This window comes from Candidatus Aquarickettsia rohweri, from assembly GCF_003953955.1.
Lineage (GTDB): Bacteria > Pseudomonadota > Alphaproteobacteria > Rickettsiales > Midichloriaceae > Aquirickettsia > Aquirickettsia rohweri.
Genome location: NZ_RXFM01000034.1, coordinates 1 through 11,481, shown reverse-complemented (window position 1 = coordinate 11,481; position 11,481 = coordinate 1). Strand labels below are relative to the sequence as shown.

Here is an 11,481-nt window from a genome sequence, read left to right as displayed (position 1 = left end):
GTTCTTATACTTCCTATTAACATTCTAAAATTCCTACTATCGCTTTAATCTCTTCTATTTTGCATCCTTTATTAAACCCTATTCTTATCCCCTTTTTACTTTCTATTATCATCTCTGATTTTATTTCTTCACTTCTTTCTTCTTCGCATTCTTTCACTCTTATTGGTATAAATTTATTTTTTACTGTATTTCTTTTATTTCCTACAAGAATTCTGTGCCATTTATAAAATGTACTTCTCGGCACATTCTTTTGCTTACAAAATTCATATTTACTTACATTACTTTTTTTTATATTCTTCTACTAGCTCTTTCCATTTTTCATTACTTATTCTTTTTTTCTTTTTTTCTAATAGCATCATTAGCCTCTATTTTTTTAGGCTTTTGTTCTACCACTTATTTTTATTCTTGCCTAGATGCCCTTATTTTAGCGCTTACTTATATATGCTTGTGTAACTAGTATAGCTACCAGCACTGCAGTTAAATTATTAGGAACATATATTATATTTAGAGCTTTTAAAAGTAATACAACATTACAATATGCAGAAGAATGGGGAATATATGAGGCTAAAAAAATGCTTGCAAATAATACGTATGGTATAGTTGAAAGCAAATTTGGTAAAACTGCAGCTGATTTTAGTTCTAATTTAGTAAATAAATTTCCAGAAGCTTTAGAAGAAGCAATTGTATTAGATGGTGTGGTATTTTATGCACTTGGAGCACCTGTAATATATCCAATTATAGGAGCAACTATAGCTTATGATATAAGAAAAGCTGCAAATGAATATCTTGAAAAAGATGCTGTGGTTAAAAATGTTGGTGTTGGAGCAGTTGCTGGTGCAATAAAATATGGAATCGCAGGCTTGACATTAGGTAAATCATTATTAATAGGAGCAGTAAATAATGGGTTATATGAATATTTTAAGCCTGAAGTTGGAGATACTGTCGGCAATTTAGATGTAATAGGGTTACAAGCTTCTCTTCTTCAAATAGAAGGAACGGATGTTATACTTAAAAAAGTGTTGACAGAAAATGTAAATTTAAAAAGTGAGTTATTAACTACATTAAAAGTCACTGCTCTTTTAAGTGCATCATTATGGCTGTTTTTACAAGATAAAAAATTAAATGAGCTTCATTTTTTATCTTTTGAACGAGTGCCCAATCATTATAATAAAGTTTGTAATGATGTAATAGGGCAGAAATGCCATGACTATGTTTATGATTGTGCATCAAAAATGCTTTCTAAAGAAGCGACACAAAATGAATTGATAACATCTAGGGAGAATAACACTGATGTTGAGCAGATATGTTATAGAAATCAAACAAATCTTAAAGATTTAGATGTTTGTTATATAAATGAACTGGTAATACCTAGCAATAAAAACTCAGAAATTGGGCACGATGAACTTTAATTCACTCTTTATTGCTCTAAGAAGGATAGGGGTTTAATCTTTTCATTCTTAATTGGATAATCTAGTGCTGATACCTTATTAAGGGGCAATATTAAATTCTACTGCCCCGTTTTTAATAGGTAATTTTTTGCCTATAGATTTTATTTTTTTGACTGAATTCCAAGAAAGATTTTTATAAGCTTTTTCCTTATTATCCCAGACTAAATAAGTAATTAATTTTTCGCCTGGGTAATATGCAATTTCCCAACTACCAATAAGCTTTTTATCAAATCTATACCATGTGACTAATATTGTATCATTTATTTGTGCTTTGCCCTTTATTGTTTTTATAATTTGAAGCCATGCTTGAAATTTAATTGCTTTATGTGTGTAACCAACTCTAGTGACGCCTAAAACATTTACTTTTGCAATTAAATCACTTTGTTGATTTAATTGCTCATTGGAAAGAGGTGCTGGGAGGGCATTAGATTCGATTGTGTAAAGCGAGCTGCTTATGAAAATAAAAAACAATAGAAATTTTATATATAACTTTGGATAATTATTATGCATTTTTATACTTTCACTAATTAAGTTAATATTTTATTAAAAATACTAGAAAAAATAACTTTAATATCTGATGAGTAATCTAATAATTTTTCTAATTTAGAAGTAGCTTTGACTAAGTTAACTTTCTTCACCTCTAAATTTTTTAAATCATCTTTTCGTTTTAGCCAATCGATTGCATCATTCATATCGCCAACCTGATCAATCAGCTTTAATTTCATAGCTTTGGTGCCAATAAATATTTTTCCATTAGATACTGCCTTTAGATCTTCTTCAGATAGATTTCTTCTATTTTTAACAAGTTTAATAAAATATTGATTTGATTCATTAGCTAAATTTTGAACATATTCTTTTTGTTGGTTATCTAATTTTTCAAAATAATTTGGTATTCCTTTAAGAGGAGAAGACTTAATAAGTTCGAGATTAATTCCATGCTTTTTTGCTAACTCATTTATTTCAAAATTCATTATCATTACACCAATTGATCCAACAAGGCTTATGTCATAAGCAAAGATTCTATCGGTTCCAAGGGCAATCATATATCCAGCTGATGCTCCAATTTCACCAATAGAAGCAACAACTGGCTTATTTTTAGCAATTCTTCTTAATTCTCTGTATAAAGATTCTCCTCCAACACCAGTGCCTCCAGTACTATTGATATTTACTAGTACAGCTTTAACATTACTATCATTTGCTAATTTATTTAGGGATTTTATCATTTCCTGATTTTGCAAAATCATTCCACTAATTTCTATATTTGCAATATAGTTGGGCTTTATTTTTGATACACTATCACTTTTATGATAAAAAATAGTGAAAATAGAAATAAATAAAAATACTAATGCTAGAAATTTCCACTTATTCAAACTATTTTTTAATTTATATCTATCAATTATATAATCATCTCCAATCATTTATTTACATCCTTTTTCTTTTTATTAAATAGACTATTTTCATTTAGAACTTTTGGTAAATTGCCTATTAAATTATAAATTTTAAATGAAGATAATTTATAATCCTTTTCTTTTTGTAATCTATTAATTATAGCAGTATTATAGTCTTTTTGTCTGTTAATAACATCCATTAATGTTTTTGCACCAACATCAAATTCGGATTGTGTACTTAAGTATGTTTTATAGTAATTATCTTCAGAAGAAAGATATGATTTGTAAATATTTTCACTAGATATGTAAGTTTTCCATACATCACTTGTTTTAAAATTTACATTATTTATTGTATCTTTTAAAGAATATTCAGTTTGTTTGCTTTTCTTCTTAGCTTCTGAGATATTAAGATATTGAATGCCACCTTTGTATAGTAAAGGAATTGACATTTTAATTCCATAAGTGTTGTTATCAAATCCATTTTGATATTGACGAGGAGTATCTGAGTATTTATTTATTGATCTATTTGCAAATAAACTAACCCTAGGCAATAACCCTGAAGCTTGAATATTAATTACTTGTTTTGAAGCTTTTAACTTATTTTTTATAGAAAGTAAATCAGGATTTTGAGCATTTACCATTATTTTTAATTTATCAAAACTATCGATTTTAGGGTATTTCTTAACATCAATCATATCCATTTTTTTAGGAGCTTCTTCACCAATTAAATACAGATAAGATGATTCTGCTTGATTTTGTTGAACTAAATAGTCTTCGAGATTACTTTTCATAGCTGCTAAACTTGCTTTTGCCATGAAAAGTGAAGTTTTAGTTTCAGCACCAGTTTTTACTGTTATTGTAGCTTTTTCAACACTTTTTTGAGCCATGTCAACATTCTCTTTCTGTACTCTAACTAGCTCTCTAATGGTTAATACATTTTGATAAGAAGTAATAGCATTTAGAATGATTTCATTCAGAGATTTATTATATTCTTGATAAGCAGCATTGATTTCTGCATCAGCTGCAGCAAGCTTTGCAACGGTTGAGCCACCAGTAAAAATATCTTGTTCAATAGCAAAAACAAATGTATTTTTATTAAAAGACCCTGGTATGGTATCTATCTTACCTGCATTATCTTTTATTTTTAGAGAATCTGGATTTGTAAAGGTTTTGTCTAATTCAGCATTAACACTTGGCAAAAATTCTGTCATTGCTTTAGGTTTTGCCAAAATTGTTATTTCTAGAGTTTTCTTTGCAACTTGTATTTGATCGTTGTTGATTAGAGTAGAATTTATAGCATCATTTAGATTATAAGCTTTTGCAAAATTTATATTTACAGAAAAAATTATTATTAAGATAATAATTTTTAATAAATTACCGAAATTCATATTTTGTGATATTATAATATTAATGTATTTAAATATATACAAACAATTTAAAATTTCAATTTCTTTCTTCTATAGCCAAATAGTTAGGCACGAGATATCCTCCCAACGTTATGTCTGCCATGAATTTCAGAAACCCAACATTTTTGTTTTATTTTAACATGATCTTTTATAGGGTGATGAATTGCTTTAAGTGGATGATGATTAATTGTTTTTCTTAAATTAAAGGATAAATCATGATCTTTTGCCCTAGGAACATCCATGGTTTTTGCTCTAGGTCTAACTCTTTCTTCAGATTTATGTTTTTCAATATTAACTTGTGTAGCAATATCTTTTTCTTTAAAGGTTTTTACTATTTGTTTTGCCAAATCTTTTCTTCCTAATTTTTGTGCTTGATTTTCTATATATTTGTTTAAGTTCATTTGCAAAGGTTTAGAGGATTCATCATGATTTACCCATTCAATTGTATCTTTAAAAGATTTATTTTTTAAATAATGTTGGTCGGCCTGATAAATATCTTTAATTTTATCTTTAGCTTCTTTAATATCTTTTTCTGTAGGGTTTTCTTTTTCAAGTAAATTTTTTACAATAATTTGAACATCAATTAAATTTGCAACAGATTGGGATTTTTGCTGGTTTTTAGTAATATACTTTTCACAATTATCAAAAAGACTGTTTATCAATTTTTCGTCTGATTTAATTTGTTGTTGCTCATAATAATTTCTAACTGGGGGAATAAGCATCGCAAGTTTTTTTTGGGATACTTAATATTTTTTTGGTATGTAAAGAAGTACTTGAAATAACTTCCTAGTAAATAACGCAGTTACTCCAATAATATTTCTTAGTGTTTTATTAGGAATATTACCTATTTGATGAGTGATTTTATCAAAAAAGCCAGTTACTCCCATTCTTTTCTGCATAGTCTCTGCTGACTTTACTAGCTTTTTCCTTACTTTATCATCTGCTTTCATTAATTCTAATAACTCTTTTTTATAAGCATTTAGTGTATCAGCTATATTTTCGGTTTGATTTCTTAAAGCTTGAGCAAATTCAGGGTCTAAAATTATTTTTCTATCAATATGTCTGCTGAATTTTGTTACCCCTCCATTTTTTTTTTGTCGATTAAGAAAATCTAAAACTGTCCCTCGATTACCATTAATATTAGGTGTATGAGAACCAACCATCCAATTTTTTATTAGGTCATTAAATGCATGGCCTAAATCTATCCTTCCAATTCGTACTTCTTCTGTTTCTTTATCATAAATAGCATAGAAATTATTAGGATTGATATCATGATCACCAAGAATAATAGAACTTGCTAAAGCATTATAAAGTTCAACTTTATTTATAGAAACAGTTTCTACCTTACCTCCGATTTCAATTTTACAAGGTTTGTCGATTGATAATTGGTTGTCTGAAGCCTTTCCAAATACTAATTTTGTTTTCTTTCTTCTTTTTTCATAAGGTTCTTCCATTTCTTTAGTTTGTTCAATTTCATCAAAAATTGAATCTAATTTTGCTATTGAATCTTCAAAAAGTTTATACAAAACTTGTTGTCTAGGATTAGGAGAATTAATTTTAAACATTGAGTCCATTTGACTTAACGTGATCTGAAGAGATTCTCTGAATTGACCAAGGTATTTTGCTTTTTCTTGGGCTTTTAGGTTATCCTTATCTTCAATCAATTCACCAAGAGTCATACCGACAAATCTTTGATCTCTATCATTTAAATATTTTGAAGCTAAACTGAAATCATGTTGATCCTCATTGTAAATTAAATCAACTTCAGGTGCTAAATCTGGTGGTGAATTTTTATTAAGCAAACTTGCTGTCACTCGAGATGCAATATATTCACCTAGTATATCAGATTGATCAGGGTCTAATCCAATCCATCTTCTAAATCTATTTATATAATTTGAGCGCTTGATTTGATATCTTACTTTTTGACTATCGCCTTTTAGTGTAGCTTGAAAACTTGGAGTTTTACCAGCTGTATCTTCTCCAGTTGAAACAAAATCTGATACTTTTTTTACCATCCCCACAGTGACCTAAAGTGTTACTTATACTATAATAAATTTGAGTAATTATATTGTAAAGATTTTTGACAAAAATTTATAACTTATTAATAAGGTATTTTCCAGTAATGCTTTTTTGGTTTTTTGATACTATTTCTGGAGTGCCAGTAGCTACAATTTCACCCCCTTTTATACCTCCTTTAGGGCCAATATCAATGATGTGATCTGCTGTCTTAATAACATCAAGGTTATGCTCTATTACAATAACAGTATTGCCCATATCAACTAACTCATGTAAAACTTGAAGTAGATTTTGTATATCATGTGAATGTAGTCCAGTTGTTGGCTCATCTAAAATATATAGGGTTCTGCCAGTAGATTTTTTTGACAATTCTTTTGCCAACTTTACTCTTTGAGCTTCACCACCTGAAAGAGTTGTAGCAGATTGTCCAATACTTATATACCCAAGTCCTACTGAATTTAAAGCTTTTAATTTATCATTAATTAATGGTAATTTATCAAAGAAAATTATTCCTTCGTCTACTGTCATTTCTAAAATATCTGCTATGTTCTTTCCATTATATTTGATCTGCAATGTGTCTTTATTATATCTTTTTCCATTACATTCGTCGCACTTCACATATACATCAGGTAAAAAATGCATCTCTATTTTTAATAATCCATCACCTTCACATACTTCACATCTTCCACCTTTTACATTAAATGAAAATCTTCCTGGTAAATATCCTCTTAATTTAGATTCTTTTAAACTTGCAAACCAGTCTCTTATAGGTGTAAAGACACCAGTGTAGGTAGCTGGATTAGATCTTGGAGTTCGGCCTATTGGTTGCTGATCAATTTCTATAATTTTATCAATATTTTCTAATCCTGAAATTGATTTATATTGGCCACAATTTTTATTAGAGTGGTGCAGTTTATTCATTACAGCTCCATAAAGAGTTTGCAAAATTAAACTAGATTTTCCACTTCCAGAAACTCCAGTTATGGCAATAAAATTACCAATGGGGAGTTTTACACTTATGTTTTTTAAATTATTAGTTGTGACATTATTTATAGATATTATTCTTTTTGGATTAAGCTTCCTTCTTTGCTTTGGTACAGGTATAAATAACTTTCCTGAAATATATTGCCCTGTTAAACTATCCTTATTTTTTGATACTTCTTCAGGAGTTCCATGAGCAATTACTTTGCCTCCGTGAATGCCTGCATATTTACCAATGTCTATAAGATAATCTGATTGAAGCATAGTATCTTCATCATGTTCAACAACAATAATAGAATTACCTAAGTCTCTTAATTCTTTTAAACTATTAATTAATTTATCATTATCACTTTGGTGTAATCCTATTGAGGGTTCATCTAAGACATATAATACTCCTGTTAAACTAGAGCCAATTTGCGATGCAAGTCTAATTCTTTGACTTTCACCACCGGATAATGTTGATGATATACGATTTAGTGTCAAATAATTTAATCCTACATTAATTAAAAATTGTAATCTCCTTTCAATTTCTTTTAAAATTAATTTTGATATATTAATTTGTGTTTGATCTAAATTATTTTTCAGATTTTTAATCCAAGAATATGCATCATTTATTGAAAATTTAGTGACATTTCCAATATGTAAATTATTAATTTTGACGCATAAAGATTCTTTTTTAACTCGAAATCCTTGGCAATCACTACAATTGATTTGAATTTGATATTTTGAAAGCTCTTCAATGATGTAATTGCTTTCTGTTTTATGTAGTTTTTCTTCTAAAATTGGTATTATGCCTTTGAATGGTTGATTGACAGTTAATTGTCTATATCCATCTTGATATGAAAATTTAATATCTTCACCATTATTACCATTCATAATAATGTTTTTAATATCGTTTGGTAATTCTTCATATGGTGTATTTAAATCAAAATTATAATGAATAGCTAGTGCATTTAAGAGGCTTTCATAAAATTTATACTGAGTATTAGAATATTTAGAATGCTTTTTTTTCCATGGAGCAATTGCTCCTTCTAGTAGTGTTAAAGTTTTATCAGGTATAATTAATTGGGGATCAAAGCTCATTTCTTTGCCAAGACCATTACATTTAGGGCATGCTCCATAAGGGCTGTTAAATGAAAAAATTCTTGGTTCAATTTCTGTGAGAGAAAATCCAGATATTGGGCATGAAAATTTTTCTGAAAAAACAAGAATTTTACCCTCTTTAACATCAGATAATTTGCAACCCTTAGGTATAGATTTAATTTCTACATATAGTAACCCTTTACTAATCTTTAAAATATTTTCTACACTATCTACGATTCTATCTCTTGAATTATCATCTATTTTTACTCTATCTACAATTAATTCAATATCATGTTTTTTATTTTTATCTATATGGGGGAGATCGTCAAAATCATAATAGATACCATTAACTTTTAACTTCTCATATCCTAGCCTTCGATAGTGTAGTAGGTCTTTTTTATGTTCTCCTTTTTGTCCTCGCACTATTGGAGCCAGCAATATAATACTTGTTTCTACTGGTAGATTCATTAATAAATCTACCATTTGTGTTGCACTTTGTTTTTTTATCGGCAAGCCAGTTTCAGGGGAATAAGGGATTCCTATTCTTGCAAATAATACTCTAAGATAATCATAAATTTCTGTTGCAGTTGCAACAGTGGATCTTGGATTGCGCGAAGTATTTTTTTGATCTATTGCTATTGCAGGTGATAATCCTTCAATTGATTCAACATCAGGTTTATTATGCATTTCTAAAAATTGTCGTGCATAAGTAGAAAGGCTTTCGACATACCTTCTTTGGCCCTCTGCATAAACTGTGTCAAAAGCAAGTGATGATTTCCCTGATCCACTTACACCAGTTATTACTACCAGTTTATTTTTTGGGATATTAACATCAATATTTTTAAGGTTATGTTCCTTTGCTCCTTTAACTAAAATATAATCATTCATTAAAGTGAGTTAGTTTAATACCTTTTGCATTGCTGTAACAAGATCACCTACAGCTTTTGCTGATTTATCAAAAATAGCTTGTTCTTCTTGATTGAAGGTGATTTGAACTATATCTTCAACTCCGTTGGCACCTATAAAAGTTGGAACCCCCATGCATATATCATTTAAGCCATACTCTCCTTCTAGATAAACAGAACATGGAAAGAGTTGTCTACTATTATTTAAGTAAGATATAGCCATCCTAATTGCTGAGGTAGCTGGAGCATAGAAAGCAGACCCATTTTTTAATAATTTCACTATTTCAGCTCCTCCACTTTTAGTTCTTTCAACAATTTCTTGAACTTTATTAGATGTTATACGTCCTTGTTTTATTAAATCTAATAATGGTACTCCACCAATATTTGTATATCTTATTAATGGAACCATTGTATCTCCATGACCTCCTAATACAAATGATTTAATATCTTTTACAGATGCATTTAATTCTCTAGCTAAAAATAAGTTAAATCTTGCAGAATCTAAAACTCCAGCCATACCAATAACTTTTTTTCTTGAAAAACCAGAATATTTTAAAAATGCATATACTATGGCATCTAGAGGGTTAGTAATTACTATTACAAAGGCATTTGGGGCATATTTTTTTACTCCTTCTGCAACAACTTTAATCACGCCCGCATTAACGCTTAATAAGTCGTCTCTTGACATTCCAGGTTTTCTAGCAACACCTGCTGTTATAATTACTAAATCTGAGTCTTTTATATCGGAATAATAATCTGTTCCAACTAAAGTGACATCTTTTTTCATCACAGGTAAACTTTCTTCGATATCTAATGCTTTTCCAGCAGCGTATTCTTTGCTTCTATCTAAAATTACAATATCACCTATCTCTTTTGAGGCAGCTATATATGCTAAAGTTCCCCCTATATTGCCACCACCTATTAATGCAATTTTTTTTCTCATGAGTATTTAAAATTATTTACTTTATCTAATCCTAGATAAATAGCATTTTTTTGTCCATAAAAATATTTCAAATACTTGAAAAATTAATATTTTTAACTTAAATAAAATAGTAAGTTTTTAATTAAAAAAGTAATTCTATGGCAAGTAATAAAAATATAAGTGAAGATATACAAAAAATTGAAGAGAAAAAAGAAAAACAAGAAAAAGATAATAGTGTTGAAGAAAATCTACAAGAAGAAATAGATAATTTAAAAGACTTACTTATAAGAGAGAAGGCTGAAAATGAAAATTTGCGAAAAAGATTTAAAAAGGAATTAGAGGATACTCATAAATTTGCAATTAGCAAATTTGTAAAAAATTTAACTGAGCAGGTTGAAAATTTATTTAGGGCATCAGATAATATTGATTTAAAATCTTGTGAAGAAAATAGTGAATTGAAAACTTTATTTGAAGGTGTAGAAATAACTAAAAAAAATTTATTAAAGGTTTTTCATGATTTTGATGTAGAAAGGATATATCCAATTAACCAAATTTTTAATCATGAATTGCATGAAGCAATATCTCAAATTGAAGATGAAGATAAAGAACCTAATACAATAATAAATGTTGTGCAGGCAGGGTATACTATTAATGGTAGGTTAATTAAACCTGCTGTTGTGATTGTGACTAAAAAGTGAATGATGAAAGAAATTTTGTTTTTTTAGTTCTTATTTTGAATTGTTATATATTTTAAAAGTGGATTGACACATTTTACTGCAATCGTTAGCAACAATAACTATATTTTGTTATCACGAAGAAGAGGCATAACCTCGACTGTGGTGATCCAGTAATAGTGCTGCATCTCATCTTATCTTCAGACAATTTAATTTGCTAAAATAACAGGTTAATTACCTTCAAGAGTATAATATGTATCAGTAGTATTAGTATTCTCTATTTCCTCAGCTGTATCATAATATATATTTTCTTTTTGTATCAAACTAGTCTCTTTTTGACTTTCTATAAGAATCTCATCAGCTATTATTTCGTAAGCGCTAAAATAAGGGCATCTAGGCAAGAATAAAAATAAGTGGTAGAACAAAAGCCTAAAAAAATAGAGGCTAATGATGCTATTAGAAAAAAAGAAAAAAAGAATAAGTAATGAAAAATGGAAAGAGCTAGTAGAAGAATATAAAAAAAAGTAATGTAAGTAAATATGAATTTTGTAAGCAAAAGAATGTGCCGAGAAGTACATTTTATAAATGGCACAGAATTCTTGTAGGAAATAAAAGAAATACAGTAAAAAATAAATTTATACCAATAAGAGTGAAAGAA

The 11,481-nt window shown here is 28.6% G+C and carries 12 protein-coding genes; 3 read left to right on the top strand and 9 right to left on the bottom strand.

Annotated features, from left to right (window positions below):
• Positions 1-16: 16 nt before the first annotated feature.
• Positions 17-292, bottom strand: a complete 276-nt coding sequence (gene tnpA, locus EIC27_RS03170; RefSeq protein WP_410519451.1) for an IS66 family insertion sequence element accessory protein TnpA — start codon at positions 290-292, stop codon at positions 17-19.
• 280 nt (positions 293-572) lie between these two features.
• On the opposite strand from tnpA (EIC27_RS03170), the gene EIC27_RS03165 reads away from it, so the two are divergent.
• The gene (locus EIC27_RS03165) at positions 573-1,409 is read left to right on the top strand and encodes a hypothetical protein (RefSeq protein WP_126044698.1); all 837 of its coding nucleotides are present in this window, start codon (positions 573-575) and stop codon (positions 1,407-1,409) included.
• Positions 1,410-1,487: 78 nt separating this feature from the next.
• On the opposite strand, the gene EIC27_RS03160 is transcribed toward EIC27_RS03165, so the two are convergent.
• The 7 genes from EIC27_RS03160 to mdh all read right to left on the bottom strand — a co-directional run bounded on the left by EIC27_RS03160 (position 1,488) and on the right by mdh (position 10,170).
• Entirely contained in the window at positions 1,488-1,958 is a 471-nt protein-coding gene (locus tag EIC27_RS03160; protein WP_126044697.1) for a hypothetical protein, read from the bottom strand.
• A gap of 17 nt (positions 1,959-1,975) precedes the next feature.
• Complete coding sequence (gene sppA, locus EIC27_RS03155; RefSeq protein ID WP_126044696.1) at positions 1,976-2,866, bottom strand: signal peptide peptidase SppA; 891 nt, start codon at positions 2,864-2,866, stop codon at positions 1,976-1,978.
• A complete protein-coding gene (locus tag EIC27_RS03150; RefSeq protein ID WP_126044695.1) occupies positions 2,863-4,224 on the bottom strand; it encodes a TolC family protein in 1,362 nt (453 codons plus the stop codon). Before EIC27_RS03150 ends, sppA begins: the two co-directional genes overlap by 4 nt.
• An 83-nt stretch (positions 4,225-4,307) precedes the next feature.
• Entirely contained in the window at positions 4,308-4,964 is a 657-nt protein-coding gene (locus EIC27_RS03145; RefSeq protein WP_126044694.1) for a hypothetical protein, read from the bottom strand.
• Positions 4,965-4,985: 21 nt separating this feature from the next.
• Entirely contained in the window at positions 4,986-6,257 is a 1,272-nt protein-coding gene (locus tag EIC27_RS03140; protein ID WP_126044693.1) for a hypothetical protein, read from the bottom strand.
• 76 nt (positions 6,258-6,333) lie between these two features.
• On the bottom strand, positions 6,334-9,210 hold the full coding sequence (gene uvrA / locus EIC27_RS03135) for an excinuclease ABC subunit UvrA (protein WP_126044692.1): 2,877 nt from the start codon (positions 9,208-9,210) through the stop codon (positions 6,334-6,336).
• A 9-nt stretch (positions 9,211-9,219) separates the two neighbouring features.
• Complete coding sequence (gene mdh, locus EIC27_RS03130) at positions 9,220-10,170, bottom strand: malate dehydrogenase (RefSeq protein WP_126044691.1); 951 nt, start codon at positions 10,168-10,170, stop codon at positions 9,220-9,222.
• A 137-nt stretch (positions 10,171-10,307) separates the two neighbouring features.
• Between mdh and EIC27_RS03125 the strand changes: the two genes are divergently transcribed.
• Positions 10,308-10,847: a nucleotide exchange factor GrpE gene (locus tag EIC27_RS03125; protein ID WP_126044690.1), complete on the top strand. Its 540-nt coding sequence runs from the start codon at positions 10,308-10,310 to the stop codon at positions 10,845-10,847.
• A 206-nt stretch (positions 10,848-11,053) separates the two neighbouring features.
• On the opposite strand, the gene EIC27_RS07005 is transcribed toward EIC27_RS03125, so the two are convergent.
• Positions 11,054-11,224 carry a hypothetical protein gene (locus EIC27_RS07005; RefSeq protein WP_154663843.1) on the bottom strand — a complete coding sequence of 57 codons (171 nt, stop codon included), beginning with the start codon at positions 11,222-11,224 and terminating at the stop codon, positions 11,054-11,056.
• Between the two features lie 113 nt (positions 11,225-11,337).
• Here EIC27_RS07005 and tnpA (EIC27_RS08145) point away from each other — a divergent pair.
• A partial coding sequence (tnpA, locus tag EIC27_RS08145) for an IS66 family insertion sequence element accessory protein TnpA (RefSeq protein WP_410519455.1) occupies positions 11,338-11,481 on the top strand: 144 nt, incomplete at its 3' end.

Coding starts and splice junctions, on each gene's coding strand:
- EIC27_RS03165 (WP_126044698.1), top strand. CDS start 573: ATGCTTGCAAATAATACGTATGGTATAGTTGAAAGCAAATTTGGTAAA.
- EIC27_RS03160 (WP_126044697.1), bottom strand. CDS start 1,958: ATGCATAATAATTATCCAAAGTTATATATAAAATTTCTATTGTTTTTT.
- sppA (WP_126044696.1), bottom strand. CDS start 2,866: ATGATTGGAGATGATTATATAATTGATAGATATAAATTAAAAAATAGT.
- EIC27_RS03150 (WP_126044695.1), bottom strand. CDS start 4,224: ATGAATTTCGGTAATTTATTAAAAATTATTATCTTAATAATAATTTTT.
- EIC27_RS03145 (WP_126044694.1), bottom strand. CDS start 4,964: ATGCTTATTCCCCCAGTTAGAAATTATTATGAGCAACAACAAATTAAA.
- EIC27_RS03140 (WP_126044693.1), bottom strand. CDS start 6,257: ATGGTAAAAAAAGTATCAGATTTTGTTTCAACTGGAGAAGATACAGCT.
- uvrA (WP_126044692.1), bottom strand. CDS start 9,210: ATGAATGATTATATTTTAGTTAAAGGAGCAAAGGAACATAACCTTAAA.
- mdh (WP_126044691.1), bottom strand. CDS start 10,170: ATGAGAAAAAAAATTGCATTAATAGGTGGTGGCAATATAGGGGGAACT.
- EIC27_RS03125 (WP_126044690.1), top strand. CDS start 10,308: ATGGCAAGTAATAAAAATATAAGTGAAGATATACAAAAAATTGAAGAG.